This is a genomic window from Sulfurimonas sp. HSL-1656 (assembly GCF_039645585.1).
Classification (GTDB): Bacteria; Campylobacterota; Campylobacteria; order Campylobacterales; family Sulfurimonadaceae; genus Thiomicrolovo; species Thiomicrolovo subterrani.
Genome location: NZ_CP147915.1, coordinates 272335 through 294454, shown reverse-complemented (window position 1 = coordinate 294454; position 22120 = coordinate 272335). Strand labels below are relative to the sequence as shown.

At 59.6% G+C, this 22120-nt stretch carries 22 protein-coding genes; 4 read left to right on the top strand and 18 right to left on the bottom strand.

The window, feature by feature from the left end; all coding sequences use genetic code 11:
* Window positions 1-56: 56 nt before the first annotated feature.
* The 15 genes from WCX49_RS01515 to WCX49_RS01445 all read right to left on the bottom strand — a co-directional run bounded on the left by WCX49_RS01515 (window position 57) and on the right by WCX49_RS01445 (window position 15298).
* Window positions 57-908 (bottom strand): patatin-like phospholipase family protein, encoded by an 852-nt coding sequence (locus WCX49_RS01515; protein ID WP_345985820.1) that lies wholly within the window; start codon window positions 906-908, stop codon window positions 57-59.
* A 133-nt stretch (window positions 909-1041) separates the two neighbouring features.
* The gene (locus WCX49_RS01510; RefSeq protein WP_345985819.1) at window positions 1042-1725 is read right to left on the bottom strand and encodes a GNA1162 family protein; all 684 of its coding nucleotides are present in this window, start codon (window positions 1723-1725) and stop codon (window positions 1042-1044) included.
* Window positions 1722-2111 carry a DUF4810 domain-containing protein gene (locus tag WCX49_RS01505; protein WP_345985818.1) on the bottom strand — a complete coding sequence of 130 codons (390 nt, stop codon included), beginning with the start codon at window positions 2109-2111 and terminating at the stop codon, window positions 1722-1724. Before WCX49_RS01505 ends, WCX49_RS01510 begins: the two co-directional genes overlap by 4 nt.
* Complete coding sequence (locus WCX49_RS01500; protein WP_345985817.1) at window positions 2108-2407, bottom strand: hypothetical protein; 300 nt, start codon at window positions 2405-2407, stop codon at window positions 2108-2110. The genes WCX49_RS01505 and WCX49_RS01500 overlap by 4 nt, the downstream gene beginning before the upstream one ends.
* A 3-nt stretch (window positions 2408-2410) precedes the next feature.
* On the bottom strand, window positions 2411-3394 hold the full coding sequence (locus WCX49_RS01495; protein WP_345985816.1) for a CsgG/HfaB family protein: 984 nt from the start codon (window positions 3392-3394) through the stop codon (window positions 2411-2413).
* A gap of 172 nt (window positions 3395-3566) precedes the next feature.
* The gene (locus tag WCX49_RS01490; protein WP_345985815.1) at window positions 3567-4778 is read right to left on the bottom strand and encodes an ABC transporter permease; all 1212 of its coding nucleotides are present in this window, start codon (window positions 4776-4778) and stop codon (window positions 3567-3569) included.
* Window positions 4768-5448: an ABC transporter ATP-binding protein gene (locus WCX49_RS01485; protein WP_345985814.1), complete on the bottom strand. Its 681-nt coding sequence runs from the start codon at window positions 5446-5448 to the stop codon at window positions 4768-4770. Before WCX49_RS01485 ends, WCX49_RS01490 begins: the two co-directional genes overlap by 11 nt.
* Window positions 5445-6656 carry an efflux RND transporter periplasmic adaptor subunit gene (locus tag WCX49_RS01480; RefSeq protein ID WP_345985813.1) on the bottom strand — a complete coding sequence of 404 codons (1212 nt, stop codon included), beginning with the start codon at window positions 6654-6656 and terminating at the stop codon, window positions 5445-5447. The genes WCX49_RS01485 and WCX49_RS01480 overlap by 4 nt, the downstream gene beginning before the upstream one ends.
* Complete coding sequence (locus tag WCX49_RS01475; RefSeq protein ID WP_345985812.1) at window positions 6656-7867, bottom strand: TolC family protein; 1212 nt, start codon at window positions 7865-7867, stop codon at window positions 6656-6658. Before WCX49_RS01475 ends, WCX49_RS01480 begins: the two co-directional genes overlap by 1 nt.
* An 89-nt stretch (window positions 7868-7956) precedes the next feature.
* Window positions 7957-8445: a DUF4405 domain-containing protein gene (locus WCX49_RS01470; RefSeq protein ID WP_345985811.1), complete on the bottom strand. Its 489-nt coding sequence runs from the start codon at window positions 8443-8445 to the stop codon at window positions 7957-7959.
* A 212-nt stretch (window positions 8446-8657) separates the two neighbouring features.
* Window positions 8658-9521 carry a TIGR01777 family oxidoreductase gene (locus tag WCX49_RS01465; protein WP_345985810.1) on the bottom strand — a complete coding sequence of 288 codons (864 nt, stop codon included), beginning with the start codon at window positions 9519-9521 and terminating at the stop codon, window positions 8658-8660.
* 182 nt (window positions 9522-9703) lie between these two features.
* The gene (locus WCX49_RS01460; protein WP_345985809.1) at window positions 9704-12748 is read right to left on the bottom strand and encodes an efflux RND transporter permease subunit; all 3045 of its coding nucleotides are present in this window, start codon (window positions 12746-12748) and stop codon (window positions 9704-9706) included.
* Window positions 12748-13491, bottom strand: coding sequence for an efflux RND transporter periplasmic adaptor subunit (locus WCX49_RS01455; RefSeq protein ID WP_345985808.1), 744 nt, complete (start codon window positions 13489-13491; stop codon window positions 12748-12750). Before WCX49_RS01455 ends, WCX49_RS01460 begins: the two co-directional genes overlap by 1 nt.
* Window positions 13488-14720, bottom strand: a complete 1233-nt coding sequence (locus WCX49_RS01450) for a TolC family protein (protein ID WP_345985807.1) — start codon at window positions 14718-14720, stop codon at window positions 13488-13490. Before WCX49_RS01450 ends, WCX49_RS01455 begins: the two co-directional genes overlap by 4 nt.
* Window positions 14720-15298, bottom strand: a complete 579-nt coding sequence (locus tag WCX49_RS01445) for a TetR/AcrR family transcriptional regulator (RefSeq protein ID WP_345985806.1) — start codon at window positions 15296-15298, stop codon at window positions 14720-14722. Before WCX49_RS01445 ends, WCX49_RS01450 begins: the two co-directional genes overlap by 1 nt.
* A 136-nt stretch (window positions 15299-15434) precedes the next feature.
* Between WCX49_RS01445 and WCX49_RS01440 the strand changes: the two genes are divergently transcribed.
* Window positions 15435-16325 (top strand): ABC transporter ATP-binding protein, encoded by an 891-nt coding sequence (locus WCX49_RS01440; RefSeq protein WP_345985805.1) that lies wholly within the window; start codon window positions 15435-15437, stop codon window positions 16323-16325.
* Complete coding sequence (locus WCX49_RS01435) at window positions 16325-17443, top strand: ABC transporter permease (protein ID WP_345985804.1); 1119 nt, start codon at window positions 16325-16327, stop codon at window positions 17441-17443. The genes WCX49_RS01440 and WCX49_RS01435 overlap by 1 nt, the downstream gene beginning before the upstream one ends.
* Before the next feature lie 131 nt (window positions 17444-17574).
* On the opposite strand, the gene WCX49_RS01430 is transcribed toward WCX49_RS01435, so the two are convergent.
* The 3 genes from WCX49_RS01430 to WCX49_RS01420 all read right to left on the bottom strand — a co-directional run bounded on the left by WCX49_RS01430 (window position 17575) and on the right by WCX49_RS01420 (window position 19973).
* Window positions 17575-18489, bottom strand: a complete 915-nt coding sequence (locus WCX49_RS01430; RefSeq protein ID WP_345985803.1) for a hypothetical protein — start codon at window positions 18487-18489, stop codon at window positions 17575-17577.
* Window positions 18490-18925: 436 nt separating this feature from the next.
* Entirely contained in the window at window positions 18926-19270 is a 345-nt protein-coding gene (locus WCX49_RS01425) for a hypothetical protein (RefSeq protein WP_345985802.1), read from the bottom strand.
* A gap of 91 nt (window positions 19271-19361) precedes the next feature.
* Complete coding sequence (locus WCX49_RS01420; protein ID WP_345985801.1) at window positions 19362-19973, bottom strand: TetR/AcrR family transcriptional regulator; 612 nt, start codon at window positions 19971-19973, stop codon at window positions 19362-19364.
* 93 nt (window positions 19974-20066) lie between these two features.
* Between WCX49_RS01420 and WCX49_RS01415 the strand changes: the two genes are divergently transcribed.
* Together WCX49_RS01415 and WCX49_RS01410 are read left to right on the top strand one after the other, a co-directional pair.
* Window positions 20067-20819 carry an outer membrane lipoprotein-sorting protein gene (locus WCX49_RS01415; protein ID WP_345985800.1) on the top strand — a complete coding sequence of 251 codons (753 nt, stop codon included), beginning with the start codon at window positions 20067-20069 and terminating at the stop codon, window positions 20817-20819.
* Complete coding sequence (locus WCX49_RS01410) at window positions 20816-22069, top strand: hypothetical protein (RefSeq protein ID WP_345985799.1); 1254 nt, start codon at window positions 20816-20818, stop codon at window positions 22067-22069. Before WCX49_RS01415 ends, WCX49_RS01410 begins: the two co-directional genes overlap by 4 nt.
* Window positions 22070-22120: the final 51 nt, after the last annotated feature.

The window sequence follows — 22120 nt, the reverse complement described above, 5'->3', positions numbered from 1 at the left end:
GTCCCGAAGTATACCATAGAGATCTGTACAAAAAATAACGTTTTTTTAAAAAAATGTCACCCGAACGCCGGATGTTCCTCCACCGCCCTGCGCCCCTCCTCGATCAGCATGGCGGCTTTATGGAAGTCGAAGGTGCTGCAGATATTCTTGGGAAGGGTGATCATGATATCGGGCGGGTAACCGCCGATGCGGTACTGGGTCAGGCTGCGCTGCATCGTATCGAAGCTCTGGTCGAGGATGGAGAAGATGTGCGCCTGCTCCTGGCGGCGGAGGCGCTCCTTGATGGCATTTTTGGCTTTGGAGGCCAGACGCTCGGCGAAGGAGTCGTAGCGCGCGGCGACGGCCTGTTCCTCCTGCTCCGCGTCGGGGCCGTAGAGATTGACGGCGATGGTGAGGTCGCTGCGGTCGCGCATCGTCGGCGCCACGGGCAGCGGGTTGAGGACCCCGCCGTCGACGAGGAGCATCCCGTCGAGCTCCACCGGCGTGAAGACGGAAGGGATGGCGACGGAGGCGCGGATCGCGGTCAGGAGATCGCCGCTTTGAAACCACACCTCCTTGCCACGGTTCAGATCCGAAGCGACGGCCGTAAAACGGATGGGAAGCTCCTCGATTGCCTGCGTGCCGATCAGCTCGTCCAGACGCTCGAAGACTTTGCTCCCGCTCATAATGCCCCGCTTGTCCCATGCGAGGTCGAGGAGCGAGGCGACGTCAAGGGGTTCGAGCCCCAGTACCCACTCCTTGTACTCGGCCAGCTTGCCGCAGGCGAAGAGCCCGCCGACCAGCGCCCCCATGGAGCAGCCGCTGACGGAGACGATCTCATAGCCGCGTGCTTCGAGCGCCTCGATGACGCCGATATGCACGTAGCCCCGCGCCCCGCCGCTGCCCAGTACCAACGATACTTTTTTCATCACTCCCCTTTATGTTCGGATCTTTACCTAATTATAGGGCATTCGAAGTACGGAAAGTTCTATCAAGTGTCGTCGGAGGGGTTATGGAAAGGGCAGAGAGCGCCAGGCGCTCTTTGCTCCCGAAGGAAACGAACTAGCGTTTGCGGATCACGACACCCTGGTCCGTCCGGTGGGCCGGGTGGTAAGGGCCCGCCGGCAGTGCGAAGAAAAGGCGTGCATTCGCGACATGGGCATATTCGACATAATCGGCCGCGGCGGTATTGATCGCCGTACCGATCGCCTGGACCAGCAGTCCGGCCAGTCCGCCGCCGCCGCTGTTGCTGGTGAGGTCGACGGTGACGCTGCCGTCGTAATCCCACAGCTTCTCGTTGGTCTTGGTCGAGTACGCTTCCGATTCGATCGTCACCGTCAGAGAAGAAGCCAGGACCATGTAGGAGACGTCCCACTTCTTGATGCGGGTGTACATGACGACGTCCGCGCCGAAGTAGTCGTAGAACTTGTCCGCGGACATGCTGTAAAGCAGTTCGGTGTCATAGACACCCTCCTGCTTGAGGACGTCGCTGACCATCTCCATCGGGAAGACATAGTAGCCCGTCTGCGCGATCGGCATTTCGATCGTCGTGGCGTAGTAGGCTTTCGCCTCGGCATCGGTACTTTCGTTCATCGCCGGCAGTACCAGAATGGAGCGCGGGTCCTCCTCATACATCTGGGGGAACGCTTCGCCTTTGCTAATGCCCGCGTTATGCGCGGCACACCCCGTCATGATCATCGCGGCGAAAATCGACGCCGCCAGTGCAGCTATTTTTCCGTACTTCATGATTTTGCCCCCTTCGCTTCGGCTTTGCGCACCTTCTCAATGACGCGGTCCATAAAGTGCGCCGACTCCGGGTAGAGGCTCTTTTCCATCTCGAAATAGTGGACGGCCTGCTTGGTGTCCCCCTGCTTGAAGTAGATGTAGCCCAGGTTCGCGTACATTCCCGGCGCCACACGCTTGGAAACGCTCTCATTGGCGTTTTCGATGGCTGTCAGGATCGCCTGCTGCATCGCCAGGAGGTTCTCCGCACTGGTGTCCTGTTTGTACGCGTAGTAGCTTTCGCTGTAGGTACCGTAGTTATAGAGTGCCTGCGGTTTCGTGGCGCACCCCGTCATCAGGGCCACCGCCGCCAGCGGGAGGAGCGCTTTCATCATCATGCCCAGCTTCACGGACGCACCCCGATCTCTTTGGCGATGCCGTCGCCGACATAGATTTCACGTTCGACGACAAGCGTATCGCCCTTGTAGACCTTCACGCTGTGTTTGCCCGGAGCGACCCGGTACTGGTGATCGCGCCCCGCTTCGACGGCAAAGGGCTGCCCGTCATCGACGGAGACGGCTGCCCCCGCGACGTCGCCCGTAAAGTAGAGGTAGGACGCCTGCTCACCCGTGGCAACGCCCGACTTGTAGCCGCAGCCGGTCATCAAGAGGGCGGCGGCCATCAACAGTGCTGTCAATGCTTTCATGCTTTAATCCTTGTGGACCTGGATATACAGGTCCGAGAAATTTTTCGTTTTCAGGCGCGCGCCCAGGTCCCCGCTTGTGATCGACGCGAAGGAGACTTCGTTCTCCGGGGTGTCTCCCGCCGTCGAGACGATCTCGATCGTCGCCAGTTTTTTGCCCGGGAGCGTGATGATGCTGTTGGTCTGCGGGTTTTTAACCTTCTTGCCCGACGCCATGACGTCGAACGTGTCGCCCACCTTGATGTTCTGGCTCTTGCCGCCGGAGGTGATCAGCATCCCCTGCTCGTATCCCAGCAGGTAGCCGCGCCACGGCTTGTCCATCATGTTCTCGATAACGTTCGATGCGAGGTCCGAGATCGCCGCGTCGATCGCCTTGTCGTTGAGCTGGGAGTCATACGCGCTCTTGTCACCGACGCCCATGACCGTACCGGCTTCGCTGTACGCGGTCCCTTTCCCCTCTTCGGAGTAGATGATCTGCCCCGTACTGACATCGACGATGCGGATATGGACCTTGGCGAAGGCCTCCTGCTTCTTGACGCGGCTGAACCAGCCCACGTCGCTCACCTCGTTGCGGCCGAACTCCGTGATGGAGCCGAGAATGAGGTAGTCCGCGCTGTTTTTCAGCGCGGGCGCATCGCCCATCGCCAGCTCTTTCTGGATCTTCTCGAGGTCCGCACGCTCAAGCATGATGAACTTGCCCGTCTCGAAAAGCTTGGAGGAGAGGATATCCATCGCCTGCTTCCCGATACGGTCGCTGTTCTCGTCGATAAAGAAACTCTGGCCGTAACGGGTCTCGTTGGTAAAACGGCCGATAGCGACTTTGCGCTTCAGCCCCGCGGGCTCCTCTTTGAGCGCCCTGGCGGCCTGAACCGTCTTGCTGACGGCGGGTGCCGCCGTCGGCGTTTCATGCACTTCCTGCTTTTCCATGGTCGCACACCCCGTCATACAGAGGGCTGCGGCGACCGGAACAAGTAAATACCTATACTTCATTGTAGTCTCCGATAACAGTATATGTTTTAAATTATGCCGAAGCATGCTTAAACGTATACTGTGGCAACGCGCATTGGGCGTACGGATTCTCAGGGAAAAGGGGGAGCGACGGGTGAAGGACGGTTAAAAAGTGATCAGATGCCGGACAGAGGGCTCTGCCGGCGCGGATTTTTCACTCATACCGCAGCGCGTCGATCGGGTTCATGTTCGCCGCCTTGCGCGCCGGGATGATCCCGAAAACGATCCCGATCAGCATGGAGAAGAGCAGGGCCACCGTCGTCACGGCCGGGTTAATGACGAGGGTCAGGTCCATCGCCTCCGCGACCCCCACGGTGATCCCGATACCCGTGAGCACGCCGAAGATGCCGCCGAGCCCCGAGAGAACGACCGCCTCGATCAGGAACTGGATCAGGATATCCTGGCTCATGGCCCCGATGGCCATGCGGATGCCGATCTCGCGGGTACGTTCGGTCACCGAAACGAGCATGATGTTCATGATCCCGATGCCGCCGACGACGAGGGAGATGGCGGCCACCGCCCCCAGCATCACCGTCAGCATCGACGTGATCTGCGACAGGGTATCGAGCAGGGCCGTCATGCTCCGGACGGCGAAGTTGTCCTCTTTGCCCGGTTTGATGTTGCGGCTTTCGCGCAGCACCTGGCGGATCTGCTGTTTGACGGTGTCGAGGGGGTAGTTCTCCTTGACCGACACCAGGATCGAGGGGATGTTCTGGTTCCCCCCGATACGGCGCTGGAACATCTTGATGGGGACGAGGATCAGGTCATCCTGGTCCATCCCGAAGGTGTTCGCCCCCTTCTCTTCGAGCGTCCCGATCACCCGGCACGAAAAGCTCTTGAGACGGATCTTTTTCCCCATGGGGTCTTCTCCCCCGGGAAAAAGCTCGTCGATCACCGTCTGCCCGAGGATACAGACGCTCTGCCCCGCGCGCAGCTCGCTCTCGCCGAAACGCTCCCCCTCCGCCAGGCTCCAGTTCTGGACATCGAAATAGCCGTTTTCGACGCCGCGCACACTCGTCTGGTAACTGCGGTCGCGGTAGAGCACGTTCACAGTACTGCTGGCCATCGGTGAGACCGCCTCGAGCGTGAAGATCGATTTTTGCAGGATGCGGACGTCCTTCATCTCGAAGGGGATGCTCGTTCCCGACATCCCCGGAGGCCCCTTCTCCTGGCCGGGCATGATGTGAAGGGTGTTGCTGCCGAGGCTGCCCACGCTCGCGGTGATCGACTCGCTCGCCCCCTGTCCGATGTTGACCATCGCGATCACGGAGGCGATCCCGATGACGATCCCGATGGCCGTCAGCAGGGAGCGCATCAGGTTGCGCCGGATCTCCCGGATCGCTTGCAAAAAGGCGTTAAGCAGCATGGCCCGTGTCCTTCTCGATGCGGCCGTCACGCAGGAGGATCGTGCGCGACGCGTAGTCGGCGATCTCCTCTTCGTGCGTCACCATGATCACGGTGATCCCCTGGGTATTGAACCCCCGGATAAGCTCCATGATCTCATGGCTGCGCTGGGTGTCGAGGTTCCCCGTCGGTTCGTCGGCAATGAGGACCTGCGGCTGCGTCACGATGGCACGGGCGATGGCCACGCGCTGCTGCTGCCCGCCTGAAAGCTGGGAGGGGTCGTGATGCATCCGTTCGGCGAGCCCGACCTGCACCAGGGCCTCCTCCGCGCGCTCCCGGCGCACTTTGGCGGAAACGCCCTGGTAGATCAGCGGCATCTCCACGTTCTCCAGCGCCGAGGTGCGTTTGAGCAGGTTGAACCCCTGGAAGACGAAGCCGAGGACGTAGCGGCGGAACAGGGCGCGCTGTTCATGCGTCAGCCGTCCCAGGTCCGTCCCGTCGAACCGGTAGCGCCCCCCGCTGGGTACGTCGAGGGCGCCGAGGATATTGAGCAGGGTCGACTTGCCGCTGCCGCTGGGCCCCATGATGGCCACGAACTCGCCCTGGCCGATCTGCAGATCCAAAGGGTGCAGGACGTGCGTCGCCGCCTCGCCGCTGCCGTAGGTCTTGGTGATCTGTTCCAGGCTGATCACGGCTGTTTCTCCTGGGCGACGATAAGGCTGTCTCCCGGTGTAAGTACTTCTCCGGCGATGACGCTCTGGGTGCCGTTGGTGCCGAGCACCTCGACGTAGAGTTTCTCCGGGGTCTGCCCGTTGAGCCGCCAGACGTGCGGCTTGTCATCGTAGGCGCTCTGGTCATCGTCATGGAACGCGAACAGCTTCGTCTCCTTGGAGGCCGCTACGGGTAGGTAGAGCAGTGCGGCGCGGGGGACGATCAGCGCATCGCGGAAGGTCCGGACGGTGATGTCCGCGTCGGCGCTCATCCCCGGGCGCAGCTTCAGGTCGCTGTTGTTGACGTCGAGCACGGCGATGTAGGTGACGACCCCGTCCTCGATCTCCGAATTGACCCGCACCATGCGGATCGTGCCCGAAAAGACGGTGTCGGGATAGGCGTCGACGGTAAACGATGCCGTATCCCCCGCCTTCACCTTGGCGATGTCCGCCTCGTCAACGCTCACCTGCAGCTCCATCTTGCGCAGGTCCTTGGCGATCGTGAAGAGCGTCGGCGTCTGGTAGGAGGCCGCCACCGTCTGGCCGGGGTCGATCTCCCGGGTGAGCACGGTGCCGTCGACGGGCGAATAGATGGCCGTGCGCTCCAGGTCGTACTGCGAAGAGACGAGGCTGTGCTTCGCCTGTTCCACCTGCGCCTTGGCGTTGTCGACCTGCGCCTTGGCTGCCAGATAGTTTGCGTAGTCCGTATCCCAGTCGCTTTGCGACGGCAGCGCCCCTTTCGTCTCTTCCCGCAGCGTTTCGTCGCGCTTGAGCGTCGCCTTGCTGCGGTAGAGTTCCGCATTCGCGTTCTCCAGCGTCGCCTTGGCCGACATCAGCGCCGCATTTGCCTTGTCGACGGCGCTTTGGTACTTCGTCTTATCGATCTGCGCCATCAATTGCCCCTTCTTCACAAGGTCGTTGTAATCGACAAGCACCTTCTCGATCGTGCCCGAGACCTCCGTACCGACGTCAACGCTCTCCAGCGGCTGTAGATACCCAGACGCCGAAACGGTGATGTTGAGTTCCCCCCGCTCCGCGCTCTGGGTCACGAAACGGTAGGCCTGGCCGTTCTCGGCCGGTTGCAGGAAGAAGTAGCCGCCGACGGCCGCCGCGGTCAGCACGACAATGCCCAGTCCGATCCATTTCCAGCGGGGGCTTCTGTACGCCGTGACCTTTTCCATCGCTTCCATTACTGCTCCTTGTATATCCGGGTGTCAAAGTAGAGCGCGATCCGCTCGATCTGGATGTTATAGTGCTGGATCTGCTTTTCGAGCTTCTGGATCTGCACCGAATTGCCCAGCGACTCAAGATCATAGGAGGAGGTATACCCCGCCTTGACCTGGCTCTGCGTGAAGGTGTAGAGGTCGTCGTACATGGCGATCATCTCTTCGGCCACGCCGATCTTCTCTTCATAATCCCCGATGGTCGCCGCACGCATGTCGTACTCCTGCTCCAGCTCCATCTTGCGGTCGATCTGCGCCGTCTGCGTCTGAAGCGATTGCAGGCGGCTCGCCTCAACCGTCCCCCTGCCGTTGATGTCGAGCGGCATGCTCAGTACGGCGCCGTAGCTGTAGCGGTCGCCGTGATAATCGAGGCTGTCGCCGCGGTAGTCGTTGTAGCCGTACCCCGCATTGACCGAGAGCGTCGGCAGGTAGGCCGAACGCGTCACCTTCCACGCCGCCGTGTCCGCACGGCTCTGGGCCGTATATTGCAGCAGTTCCAGACTGTTTTGCAAATAGACGTCGCGGGGGACAAGGGGGAACTCCGGCAGCGCCACCGTGTCGACGCCGCGCGACCCGAGCAGCTTCTGGAGTTCGAACACTTCGCTGCGCAGGGAGTTGCGGACGACGATCACGTCGCTGCGCGCACTGTCGCGGTCGATGGTGACGCGGTTGAGTTCGCTGATGTCCGCGCTGCCGACCTTGTACTTCGCCCGGGTGATGAGGAGGTCGATGTCGCGGTTGGCCAGCGTCAGTTCGCTCTGCTGCAGCTGCAGCCGGTCCCGCTCGACCTGCGCTTTGAGGGTATAGGCCTGCTTGAGGTAGGCGGCCTCTTCCAGGTCGACGGCCAGCAGGTTCGCTTTGCCGGAGGCATCCGCCTGTTCGACGGTATAGTAGATCCCGCCGCTGCGGAAAACATCCTGGTCCCACGACACCCCGGCGCTCGCCAGCCCGCCCTCGCTGCCCGCGGCATCCCTGGAGCGCGTATAAGAGAGCGACAGCACCAGCGGAGAGACCCAGCTTGTCTTGCCGGTCCCGGTCTGCTCCTTGACCTGTTCGCGCTTGAGCTTCAGCAGCTCCTGCTTATGCTCCGAGAGCGGCAGCGTCTCGGCGCCGAGCAGAGCGGCAAATAGAAACGGCAGGGGCCAGAGCCGATATAGAGGTCGCGTGCGATCTTTCACTTTACCGATATCCTTCCAAGTGTGTCACTTACTATTATAGACCAAGCCTGCCCCGGCAGGGACAATCTTCGTCAAACAGGGTAGCTGTTTTACTGTTTTTGTGCGGTGATGATCATGACCAGTTCGTAGGGGGAAACGCTGTTGGTCCGGGCGATCTCGGCGAGCGAATCCGCACTGCCGATCATGATCCCCCTGCCGCCCAGCAGCGTTACGGCCTGCTCCCGGTTTGTCTCCAGCAGCGGGAGCGATATGGCCAGCGGTGCATTCAGGGCGCGGTCGATCAGGGTCACCTTCGGGTTGGGGCCGCTGTCGGCAGAGGCGATAAACGCGATCGAGACGGCGGTGATCACGGCGGCGTATCCCATGAAAAGCTTTTTGGGGAAGTACCGCTTCATCCCCTTCCAGTTAAAGTAGACGTGCAGAAGCGCCGCGGCGGCGAAGAGCAACCCCAGCGTCTCGTGCAGCGCTTTGACCTGGACATCGAAGACGTGAAAGTAGAGCATCACGCCGCTCACACCGACAACGAGGAAAACCAGCGCTGTTAACGAAGTCGCACTCTCTTTGATCAATGGTTTCATCCCGCAATCCTTTTGAATACTTGTTTGGTGACCCGGCAACGGTGAGGAATTTTTTCGCCGTTCGGATGTCTTTGAAAACGATTGTAGAACAAAGCTGTATATCGGCAACCAACGCCGCGTTAACCAATGTAAACGCCGTTGCCGGCGCAAAGCAAAGCGTTAGCACATTTTTTGGCGCTCAAGACTCACCGGTGCATATCCCCCTCGGGCTATCAGGAACCAAAAAGGTTCTCCAGCGCCGCATCGATGGTTTTGAATTTGAACGTAAATCCTACTTCCAGCAGCCGTTTGGGCAGCGCGTACTGCCCGCCGGCCAGCGCCTCGCCGCCTTCGGAGCCGAAACGTAGCTTCAGGAGGAAACGGGGTACGGTCATGAAGGTCGGGCGATGCAGCACCCTGCCGAGCGCCTTGGTCAGACCGTCATTGGTCGTCGGCGTAGGCGCCATCAGATTGTAGACCCCCTCCATCTCCGGATGCCGGGTAGCAAAAAGGTAGCCCCGCATCAGATCGTCGATGTGCACCCAGGTAAAAGACTGTGTCCCGTCGCCGATCGTCCCCCCGAGGCCGAGCCTGAACGGCAGAAGCATCTCTTTGAGAATGCCGCCGCCGTGGCCGAGCACAATGCCGTAACGGAAGATGATCGTCCTGATGCCAACGGCTTTGGCCTGCATGGCCGCCGCCTCCCAGTTCTGCGCCAGCCGCCCCAGAAAATCGTCGGCATAGACGGCGTTTTCTTCGTCATATTTGCCCGTCGATGCATAGATGCCCACCGCCGACGTACAGATGAAAAGTTTTGGTTTTTCTGCCATCATCGCCATGGCACGCACGAGCTTCTCCGCCGTTTTCACTCGGCTGTCAAAGAGCTCTTTTTTATACGCTTCCGTCCAACGCCTGTTGATCGAGGCACCGGCAAGGTGGGCGATAACGTCCGCCCCGGAAAGTTTCTCGACGAAAACGGCGTCATCGAGCGAAAAGTCCTTTGTGTGGAGCGGGACAACCTCCCACCCCTCCGCTTCGAACATCCGCACCAAGTGACTGCCGATAAACCCGCCTGCCCCGCTGATTGCGATTCTCATGTCTCCTCCTCTGACGGACGGTGGGGTGCTCAGACCGAACACCGCGTCCTTTTTGCATTACACCTAGAATTACACATGATAACGCTGGCACAGGGCTGATAAATTGAGGAAAACAACATACTCTGGCGCATTAAACGAAAAGAGACGCCCGCATGACACGGGACAGCGGTTCCCGGAGGGGCTTACGCCTCCCCGATACGGCGTTCGTAGTGCGAACGCAGCCAGCGGTCCAGCGGGTAGAGGAGGCGGTAGATGATGGGCACGACGACCAGGGTGAGGATCATCGAGCTGATGAGCCCGCCGATAACGGCGATGGCCATCGGCGACTTCGTCTCACTCCCGAAACCGCTGCCGAACGCCAGCGGCAGCATCGCGAAGACCATCGCGAAGGTCGTCATGAGGATCGGGCGCAGACGCTTTTCGCCCGCTTCGAGCAGCGCCTCGTTGACCTCCCGCCCCTTGCCGACGGCAGCGTTGGCGAAGTCGACGAGCAGGACGGCGTTCTTGCCGACCATCCCCATCAGCAGGAAGAAGCCGATCATGACGAAGAGGCTGAACTGCTGCCCGCTCAAGAAGAGAGCGATCAGGACCCCCGTAATGGAGAGCGGCAGCGCCATCATAATGATGACGGGCTGGATCAGCGACTCGTAAAGAATCGCCAGGATGATATAGATCATGATGATCGTCAGTCCGATTGCCGTGACAAAGGCTTTGCCCGTCTTGGCCATCTCTTCGGCGAAGCCGGTGAAACGGTAGTTGACGCCCTCGGGCATCAGCTCGTCGATCTTGGCCATCGTGTATCCGACGGCCCCGCCGAGGTCGAGGCCGAAGAGGTCGGCGAAGACCGTCACCTGGCGTTCGCGGTCGAAACGGTTGACCGCCGCCATCGCGCTGCCGTTCTCAAAGGTCACGAGCCCGTCGAGGGAGACGAGGTCGCCCGCCGGGGTCCGCAGCTCCATCTTCTTGATCTGCTCCACGTCCTCGCGGTGGGCATCATCAAACCGCAGGGTAATGTCATAAAGCTTGCCGTTCTCCTCATACTGGGAGATCGGCAGGTCACTGGAGAAGGCCGTAGAGAGGGCCTTTGCGATATCCTCGGCACGGACGCCAAGGCGGTTGGCGTTCTCGCGTAGAATGGAGATCTGCAGCTCCGGCTTGCCCGCCTCGAGGTTCGTGTCGATGTCGACGAAGCCCTGCTTCTGCGCCAGGTAGGCCGTGAGCGCGTCCGAGGCCTTGGTGAGGGAGTCGAAACTGTCGCCCTTGAGGACGATCTGGTAGGGCACGGAGACCCCGGCGCCCTTGATGTTCGGGATGGCCGCCGCGGTAATGAAGAGATCCGGGTCGAACCCTTTGAGTTTGCCGCGCAGCGCCTGGATGATCTCCTCCTGGTTCTCGCTCCGTGTCGTTTTATCCGTCAGCTTGACATAGAGCAGCGCCTTGTTGATCTCCTGGGCGCTGTTATAGCCGATGCCCAGCGTCGTGTACTCCACCTGGTCGACGCCGTTGACCAGCGCCTCGACCTTGCGGGATTTGACGAGCATCTCCTCCAGGGAGATCCCCGGCTTCGCCTCGATCTTCACCTCGAACTCCGCCTTGTCCTCCTTGGGGACAAAGTCCATCCCGATCTTCGGGAAGAGCGAGAGGGAGCCGATAAAGATGACGAGGACGGCAACCATGTTCAGCACCTTGAACCGCAGGGCGAAGCGCAGGGTCGCCGCGTAGGCGCGGTCGAGCCAGACGAAGATGAACTCCGTCTTGTCGTAGAAGCGGCTCTCGCCTTTATGCAGCACCCGGGCGCTGAGCGAGGGGATGAAGGTCATCGCGATCGTATAGGAGATGACGATGGCAAAGGCGACGGTCATCGCGAAGGAGTTGAAGAACTTCCCGACGATCCCGCTCATCATGGAGACGGGGATGAAGACCGCCAGCAGCATCGAGGAGATCGCAAGGATGGCGAAGGCCATCTCCTTGGTCCCCTCGACGGCCGCATCGAACTTGCCCATACCCGCTTCCATCTTTTTATAGATGTTCTCGATAACGACGATGGCGTCGTCGATGAGAATACCGATCGCCAACGTCAGCCCGATCAGCGTCAGCTTGTTCAGGTCGAAACCCATGTAGTCCATCAGGGCGAAGGTGCCGATAATGGAGGTCGGGATCGCCAGAAAGGCGACCACGGTGATCGTCACGTTGCGCAGGAAGACGAAGATGATCAGCGCCGCCAGAAGCGCCCCGTACACGAGGTCGAACTCGACGTCCTCGAGGGAGTGGATGATAAAGGGCGAGGTGTCGTTGAGCGTTTTCACCTCGATCTTGTCGCCCGCAAGCTGCTGCAGCCCCGGCACGGCGTCCTTGACCAGCTTGATCACGTCGAGGGTATTGGTACCCGAGATCTTCTGTACCTCCAGCATAACGCCGGCCTTGCCGTCATAGGAAGAGAAGCTCTTCGCATCGGCCAGGCCGTCCTCGACCCGGGCGAGATCGGCCAGGCGGAGTTCGTCTTTAATCTTGATCGCGAGCAGCTCCTCCATGCTCACTGCATCGGCCTCGGTCTTTATGATCAGCTCGCTGGGCCCCTTCTCCAGTTTCCCGCCGCCGATCTTGACGTTCTCCTTGGAGATAATGTCGTTGAGCTCTTTGACGGTAATGCCGTACTTGTTCAGGGCATAGGGGTCGGGGTAAATGCGGATCTCGCGGTCGCGGTAGCCGATGATGTTGATAGCCCCGACCCCGCTGAGGCGCTGGATGGCCGGCTTGGCCTTTTCATCAGCAAAGAGCATCAGCGCCGTCGGCGTTGCCTCCTTCGCCGCCAGGAAGACGTTGATGACCGGCGCCGCGCCGATGTCGAGCTTACTGACCAGTGGTTTCTCCGCCTGCACCGGGAGCTTGACGGCGGAGACCTTGTCGCGCACGTCATTCGCCGCCTCGTCGATGCTGCGCTCGAGCAGGAACTTGACCATGACGACGCTGACTCCGTCGCTGCTGGTGGAGGTGATCGTGTCGATGCCGTTGATCCCCGAGACCGCCTCTTCGATCTTGTCGGTGATCTGGGACTCGACGCTGGTCGGCTCCGCCCCCGGGTAGACCGTTTTGACGGTCACGATCGGAAAGTCGACGTTGGGGAAGAGCGCCGCGGGCATGGCTTTGAAGCTCATCAGTCCGAAGACGACGAGCGTCAGTACGTACATCAGCGTCGTGATGGGTCGGTTAATGGCGAATTTGTACATCAGTCGGCCTCGATCTCACCCTCGCCGAAGAGCCCCGGGACGATCCCCTTGGCGGGAACCTCGACGATGATCTTCCGGTTGGCGTTGTTGGCCGTCGGGTAGACGATGCTCACCTTCCCTTCGCGCGGCGCCGTCTCGCCGTCGACACGGTAGCGGAAGGTCTGGCCCGCTTTGAGTTTCGTCCAGTACTTCTGGTCGACTTTGAGCTTGAGGGTGTTCGCCTTCGCGCTCTGCAGCCGCAGCAGTACCTTGATCATGGCGCCGCTGACGACATCCCCCACCTCGACGGGCTTGTCCGAGACGACCCCGTCAAAAGGGGCCCGCAGGATCGTCTTCTCCAGCAGGGCCTGCTTGTAGCGGACGTTCACTTCCGCTTCGTGCAGGCGGCTCTTGGCCGTCTCGTACGCCGACGCGTAGCGGTCGTACTCGCCCGCGTCGATGACGTTTTTGACCTTCTCGTAGCGCTCAAAATTGCGCTGAGCGAACTTGGCGTCGACGCGCGCCAGCTCAAGCTGCGCCTTGGCCAGCTCCACGGCCTCTTTCATATCGTCGTTATCGAGCCAGAGCAGGATGTCGCCCTTTTTGACCCGGGAACCGACATCGATATTGATCCCTTCGATGGTGCCGCTGGAGGTCAGGGAGAGCTCGGCGGCCTTTTCCGCTTCGACGTCGAACGTCGCATAGATGTTCTCGGCATGCAATGCCGTCAAAAAGAGGACGGCCGTCACTAAGATCTTTTTCATTTGACATACTCCTTCGGGTCCATCCCCAGGTTATAGATATAAGTGGCATTGGCGCTGTTCAGCCCGCTCAGTGCGCGGTTGTACTGCGCTCGTGACTCCGTCGCTTTGCTTAGCGCGTCGAGGTAGCGGATGTAATCAACAACCCGCGCCTCGTACTTCTTCTTGACCACGGCAAAGGTGCGGTCTGAAGCCGTTTCGGATTTTTTCGCCGCATCCAACAGGCTTTCGGCACGCTGGATCGCTTTAAGGGCCAGGGCCCGGTCCGCCTCCGCCGACTTCTCGGCGTAGCGCAGCTCGAGCGCCTGCGCCTCCTGCTGGAGCCGGAGCACCTGCTTCTGCTGCCGCGCGGCGCCGAAGTCGATCAGGTTCATGGTGAGCTGCACCGTCAGGCGGTTCTGCTTGTCGACGAAATTGACCGGGAAACTCGGGTTGAAATTCTCGTAGTCGTACCAGGTATAGGTGTCATTAAGGGCGATGGTCGGGTAGTAGACGCTGTCGGCCTGCTCGGCCGCATAGCCCATGGCACGGACCCGGTAGGCCATCGCTTCGAGGCTGTCGAGCCGTTTCGCTTCGGTCTTCTGCGGCAGCACGACCGCCCCCGGTGTCAGCTCCCCCTCCAGCGGCGCGCCGCTGAGCAGTTCCAGCTGGCTGCGCAGGCGGTCGCTCTCGAACTGCCGCGCCGTGATCTGGTAGTCCGCATCGGCCACGGCGGCGTTCAGGCGCTCGACATCCTCTTCCGTCGCGATGCCCGCACTCTTGAAGAGTTTGAACCGCTCCAGCTGCTCGGCGAGCTGCTCGCGGTTCTTCTGCAGGGCGTCGATGTCTGAAGCGACATTCTGCAGTTCAGCATAGTGCTGGATAACCTGCAGCGAGACCGCCTTTTTGAACCCTTCGAGGTCGAAGCGGCCCGCTTCGGTGAGCATGTTCTTCTCATCGAGGAGGTTCTTGCGCTTGAAGCCGTCAAGGATGACGAAGTTCGCCTCGGCGTAGGCCTTGTAGGTTTCGGGCACGTCGATGCTGCCCCGTTCGTCAATATACGAGGCGCTCGCCCCCGCGTCGATGCGCGGCAGGTACGACGCAACCACCGCGTCGTGTGCGTGCGCCGCCGCCTCCGCACGCTTGGCATAGGCCTGCACCTGCTCGTTCTGCTGCGCCTGGGTGATCAGCGTCGGCAGATCGAAACCGAACAGGGCCGTCCCCGCGAAAAGTAAAGTAAAAATAGGTCGCATTAACATCCTTTGATCATGGTCAACATCTGGGCCTGCAGTGCCGGCAACTGTGAGAGAAGATCACCGTCATGCACCAGCCAGTAGTTAATATAGCCGTCGCTGAGACCGGCGATGTGGTAAGACATCGCCAGGGCCTCATCCTCGTCCAGTGCCGGGTTGATCCGCCGGACGATCCCGGCGACCACCTTGTATACCTGCTCCAGGATCTCCGGTTCGCTGTGGCGGATATTGCTGAAAAAGAGCGGGTTGTTTTTCGCGCACTCCTCGACGGCCTTGCGCTTGGAGGCGAAATGGCTGAACTTGAGCCAAAATGCCGCTTCGAGCTGTGCTTCAGGCTCCGTCACCTCGACACAGCGTGCCCGGAGCTCCTCGATATAGCCGCCGATCTGCGCTTTGACGTAGGCCATATAGAGCCCCTCTTTGGAGTCGAACAGCCCGTAGATCGTTCCCACGGAGACCCCGACGCTTTTGGCCAGATCGGAGATTTTGAGCGCTTCGTACCCCGCCGACTCGAAGGATTCCGCCGCCGCCTCAAGGATCAGGGAACGCTTGACATCCTGCAGTTTCGCTTTGATCATGGTTGACCTTTCCGTTCCTTTTTATCGAAATCGTATTGAATACTAGAATGTTATTTCTAAAAATGAACTTAGTTCAAATTGCCATATGCCGATTGTGATGTATACTACCGGATAGCACCTCCGAAGGAGCAGGACCGTGATCGAGGCCGAACATCTGTATAAACGTTTCAACAGTACTCCGGCCGTTGAGGATGTCGGGTTCCGTATCCCCAGGGGGGAGATTTACGGGCTGCTCGGCCCCAACGCCGCGGGCAAAACGACGACGATGCGGATGCTCTGCGGCCTGATCGCCCCCGACGGCGGCACGGTCCGTATCGACGGGAAGCCCGTGCAAAAGGCCAAACGCCGCTTCGGCTACGTCGCACAGTCATTCGGGCAGTATGAAGAGCTCAGCGTCATCGAGAACCTCCGTTTCTACGCCAGCATGTACGGCGTCAAAGACGGCGAAAGACTCGACGCCCTCCTGATGCGTTTTGCCCTGGAGACCTACCGGGACAAACGCGCCGGGACCCTCTCGGGCGGGACGAAACGGCGGCTTGCCCTCGCCTGCGCCCTGGCCCACGAGCCCGACGTCCTTTTCCTCGACGAGCCCACGGCCGGTATCGACCCCGTCACCCGCAAACAGCTCTGGGACGACTTCTATACGCTGGCAGCCGCGGGGAAAACCCTCTTTGTCACGACCCACTACATGGAAGAGGCGCAGCGCTGCCACCGCATCGCCATCCTCGACCACGGGCGGATGATCGCCGAAGGGGCACCCGCGTCCATCAAATCCGAACTGGGGGAAGTCCGCGTTTTCGCCGTGCGGGTCGACTACGACCCCGCCCTCACCGCCGCCGCCGAAAAGCATCCGGGGATCCGCCTCGTCAACCAGTTCGGCGGCGAACTGCGCCTGATGACGATGCCGGAGGTGGAGCGAGACGCCGTTACGGGACTCATCGCGCCCTTCGCACCGCAGGCTGAAATCGTAGAAACCGAACCCAACCTCGAGGACGTCTTCATGGCCCTCACCCAGGAGCGGCACTGATGGTCGGGGCGATGATCAAGAAAGAGCTGACCCAGCTGCGGCGTGACCCGAGGCTGATCGCCCTCATCGTCGTCATGCCGGTCATCTTCCTCGTGCTTTTCGGCCTCGCCCTCAAACTCGAGCCCAAAAACGTGGCGATGGCCTACGTGGACAACGACCGCTCTTTTTTCAGCAACCTCATCAAAACGGGGCTCTGGAGCGACGGCTATTTCAAGCTCTACCCGGTCGCAGACAAGGCGGCGATCATCGAGGAGATCCGTTCGGGCCGGTCCGAGGCCGGCCTCTTTATCGACGGCAACTTCTCCGCCGACCTCAGCGAGAACCGCCAGCCCCACATCACCTTCTACGTCGACGGCACGATGCCCTCGCTGACGACGGCGATGAAGTACAACTCCTCCGCCGCCACCGACGAGGGAGTGACGAACGACATGTATTTCCTCGACGAGAACGCCCCGCCGACCGTTATCGCGCCGGAACCCTTCATCATGGATACCGTCGTCCTCTTCAACCCCGACGAGAAAGAGACCTGGTTCTTCCTGCCGGGGATCATCGGGGTGCTCATTATGCAGATCGCGCTTATTCTTACCGGGATCACCGTCGTGCGCGAACGGGAGAAGCAGACCCTGGAGCAGCTCCTCGTCACCCCCATCAGCAAAAGCGCCTTCGTCTTCGGCAAGATCATCCCCTACGTCCTCATCGCGCTGATCGACTTCTACCTTATCCTGGGGCTGGGATGGCTGCTCTTCGACCTGCCCGAGGCGACGTCGCACCTCTACCTCGCCCTGCTCGCCGTCATCTATGTCGCCGTGATGATCGCGCTGGGGGTGCTGATCTCACTCGTGTCGCAGACCCAGCAGCAGGCGATGTTCCTCGCGATCTTCATCATTATCCCTTCCGTGATGCTCAGCGGCCTCATCTTCCCGCTCGAAGCCGTCCCCGACTACATCCGGCCGCTCTGCTACGCCATCCCTTTTACCTATTTTGTCGAGATCATCCGTGGCCTGCTCATCAAACACACCCTTATCGCCGACCTCTGGCCCTCTTTTGCGGCACTCGGTGGCTTCGCCGTGCTCTTTATCGGGCTGAGCATCCTCAAATTCAGACGCTCCCTGCTGTAAAAACAGCCGGCAGGTTTTGTGCCGCCGGGCATTATCATTGTATGCATATAGATGATCTTCGGAAGAAAGAAAAGGTGGATTCAGAGGAAAAGGGTGTGTAGCAGCCGGCAGCGGAGAGCTGCCGATGAGGGTTAGGCGAGGGTCACTTCCTGGCCATCACTTTCGTTGTTGTCATCGTCCTCGATGCCGTCACCGTCGTCATCCGTATCCTCGTCATCGTTGATACCGTCGTTGTCGTCATCGTCGTCGTATTCATCGGTCATGCCGTCATGGTCTGTATCGTTGAGCTGGTCCGCGTCTTCACTGTCGTCGATGCCGTCATTGTCATCGTCGCTGTCCGCATCATCATCGATACCGTCGTTATCGTCGTCGCTGTCTTCGGCGTCAACACTCTCATCGTTGTCGTCGTCGATATCGGCATCGTTGTTGATACCGTCGTGGTCGAAGTCGTTGATGCTGTCTTCGTCCTCGCTGTCGGGAATATCGTCGCCGTCATCGTCCGTATCCACGTCATCCTTGATGCCGTCGTTGTCGTCATCGTCGTCGTAGAGGTCGATAACACCGTCATGGTCGCTGTCCATCGGGTCGTCGCTGAGTTCGACGGAGATCACGGCACCTTCAGGGGTCACGATATTGAAGAGATCGTCAGAGATACCGTTGTTATCGTCATCATAGCCGGTACGCTCCATCGGCAGAGCGATATAGCCCAGGTCGATCGCGCTCGCGTTCACTTCGAAGAGGGTGCTGCCGTTAAGCGTCAGCAGCGTCACGACGGAGGCGTCCGGCGTGTTCTCGTTGGTCGTCATCACCAGGCGGCAGCTGGTATCTTGGGGCACTTCGATCTCGAAGGGGTGTTCGCTCGTGCCGTTGTCATTGGAGTTGACCGCGTAATAGCTGCCGTCTTCGCAGAAGGCTTCGATCAGGGTGCCCGGAACGGTACCGGTAATACTTGTCGTCGCCCTGTCGCTGCTGCTGCCTGCGCTGCCGCAGGCGGCGAAGATCAGGCCGGCGGCAAGCGTTGATAATGCAAGAGAAGTTGCTTTCATCTTGGTTCCTTGTGGTGAAATGATCCAACCACTATGACGGCCGAAGATGAAGATTACATGAATAAAGTGATACATTTGTGATACTTTTCGGGGTGTTTTTGTCCCTTTGCAGACCGTGTGGGCGGGCTCAGACGCCGTCAATTCCTTCCTCGCGAAAAAAATCTACATTTTTTTTCATTTTGCTACGCCGATGCTACGTTTGCTTTTTACAATGGTTTTGTTCAACTTAAAGGAGTGATCATGAATCTGTTCTACTACCGTCTGCCGAGCCTGGGTCTTGGATGGGAAATGACCGCTGTCGGTACCGCAGTACAGAACGTTCCTGCCCGCACGTCACGCTACACTTCAGTGCGCTTCTAACCTGTACGGCGGGGTCTCCCGCCGCTTTTTCCGGCTTTGATGATCTTTTGAACTGTTTTTTTGAGGACCGACGCGCTTAGCAGGCGTCGCGGTAGTGGTGGTCGAGTTCCTTGCGGTACGCTTCGAGGACCTTCTCAGCCGGGATCCCCTCCTGGTAGATACGCAGGATCTGGCGGATGAAGTTGATGGGGTATTCGTAATAGTGTCCCTCGTCGCGGCGCATGATCTCATAGAGGACCTCATACATCCCCGCGTAGACCTCCGGGTTTTCCCTGCGCAGCCGCTGCAGGTCCTCTTCGGCCTGGATCAGCGTCTGATCATTGAATTCACCCCGTTCGTGAATGGTTTTGCGGATCTCGACATAATCCTTGAGGCTTTTGCAGTTAACGATATGGTCCGTAAAAATATCGATCAGCGTCATGGCTTCTCCTTTGCCGCTTTCGGTTTGAGTACATTGTAAACCCTGAACGTAGCAACAGTGTAGCACGGAACGGTGCCGATGCATCCTGTTTTTACGATTTCAGCCCCTCGAGCAGCGTTCGGTTCCCGGTCTCAAAGATCGCGTCGATGTTGTCGCTGATCACCAGGTGTCCGTCGATGATCAGCGAGGCAAGGCCGTGCACCGTCGACCAGACCGTCGCCGCCAACAGGAAAGGATCGCCCTTTTTAAACACCCCTTCGTGCTGCCCCACTTCGATGAGATGCACCAGTGCGTGGAACCCCGTCGCCTTCTCCGCATCCTCGAGGTCGCAGACCTCTTCGCGCTCCTGGCGGACCGTCGGGCCGAAAAGCACCCGGTAGAGCTGCGGGTTGTTGACGGCAAAGGCAAGGTAGGCGCGCCCCATCATCGTGAAACGGGCCAGCACATCCGCATCCGTCCGTGCGAAGATATCGATGAAAAAGGCGTCAAAACGCTCGAAACCGGCCAGGATCACCTCACGGATCAGCGCCTCTTTATTCTCGAAGTGGCGGTAGATCGCCGTCCGCGACGCCCCGATGCGCGAGGAGAGTTCCCGCAGGGTAATCGCCTCCAGGCCTTCGTTCTCGAGCATCTCGAGGGCGGTTTCAATGGCCGATTCTTTGAGATTGCCGTGGTGGTACGGCCGCTTTTCATCCTGATTCATTTCAAAAGTATAACAAAATCCTCTTTGGTGTTGACAAGTGTCACATCACTATGTTAACATTGTCAACATCACCCGATGACGGAGGCTACCCCCATGCAAAAATGGTTACCGCTCCTGCTGCTCTTTTCGCTGAATGCCTGGGCGATCAGCGCCTACGAGCTCGCACAGAAAACCGATGCCGCACTGAGCGGCTTCCACGATGCCGTCAGCGAAATGAAAATGACGCTGATCAACGCCAACGGCCAGACCCGCGACCGCACGATGCTGATGAAGGTCCTCGAAGGCAAAGCGGGGGACAAATCGCTGATGGAGTTCCTCACCCCCGCAGACGTCAAGGGGACCAAATTCCTCAACTACGAACATTTCGACCGTGACGACGACCAGTGGCTCTACCTCCCCGCCCTCAAGCGGGTCAAGCGGATCGCGTCGCGCAACAAGTCGGGCTCCTTCATGGGAAGCGAATTCAGCTACGAGGACCTCGGCGCCTTCAACATCGAGAAGTACACTTACGAAGGCGACGCGGAGACGGTAGAGCTCGAGGGGAAATCCTATTACAAGACCGTCCGCATCCCCAAAGAGAAGGACTCCGGCTATACGAAACAGGTCAGCTGGATCGATACGGAGACATTCGTCATCGTACAGGTGGACTACTACGATCGCAAGAAAGCGCTGCTGAAGACCGCACGCTTCAGCGACTACCGCAACGTAGGCGGTGTATGGCGCATCGGCAGGATCGTCATGACCAACCACCAAAACGACAAGCAAACGATCCTCGTCTGGGAAAATGAGAAGATCGGGACCGGTCTGACGGACAAAGATTTCCACCAACGGGTCCTCAAACAGTGAAACGGCTGTTGCCCCTGCTCATGACCCTTCCGCTCCTGGCGGACATCGACATCCGCGGCAATGTCAGCCTGCAGGGCGACGCCTTTCTCAACCATCAACCGGGCAAACACGAAAATGCTGCCACCCTGATGGGTTCCTTTGAAGCCGAATACACCTATGAGGATTTCCGCGCGGTGACGCGGATCAACGCCCAGCAGGATTATTATGACCTGCAGGCAAAGGAGGAGCAGACGGGCCGGAGTTTCCTCCGGGTCGACGAATTCTACGGCACGTTGGACCTGGGTGACAACCAGCTGATGGCGGGGCGCAGCCTGCGCTTCTGGGGGGCGCTCGAGGTGCGCAACATTGTCGACGGTTTCAACCCCGTGGACCTGCGAAACGGCCTCTTCGAGGAGGACAAGATCGGCGTCTGGAACGCGGCGCTGACCCACTACACGGACACCGGGTCGCTCTCCCTCATCGTCAAGTTCGCCGAAGAGGAGCAGAAGATGGCCAAGGCCCCCTACGCTTTCTACTTCTTCCCCCCCGAAGTCCGCTATGACGCGGCGCTGCAGACCAGCGAGTCGGACACCCTCCCGACCTACTACCTCCGCCTGGGCGGTTCGACGGAGACGGAGTACCCCCTTGATTATGCCGTGATCCTGCAGCGCGGCTACGATTCGCAGCGCTACTTCCTGGCGGGCGACCCCGTCATTACGCCGATAGATCTCATCACCTATACCTACACTGTTCCCCTGGCCGAACACGCCTACCGCGTCAACAAGGCGATGACCTACGACACCCTCGTCGTCGGCGACACCCTCTTCAAGCTCGAAGCGCTCTTCGCCGACGTCATCGACGATGACCGCATCTCCGACTACTACCACGTTGCCGCCGGGATGGAACACACCGTCGTGCAGGTGTACGGGGAAGCGGACCTCGGCCTGCTGGCGGAGTACTACCGCTACGAGACGACGGAAAAGGGCAAGTACACGGACCTGGACCTCTTCGAAGTCTTCCAAAACGACCTCTTTCTCGGCCTGCGCATCAGCCTGAACGATGTCAACAGCGCGTCGCTCGTCGGCGGGGTAGTCGCGGATTTAGAATACGACGAGCAGAGCTACTACGCCGAGTATGAGACCCGCCTCTTCGACAGTTTCAAGCTCAACGTCGACTACCGCTACATCGAACCCTCCAAAAACACGATGACGGCCTTCCATATGCTCGGCCGCTTTCAAAGCATCACCGCCAAGTTCGGGTATTACTTTTGAACGATGTCTGGAACAAAACAAGGGTACCGCTCGACTATGCGATGTTTCCTC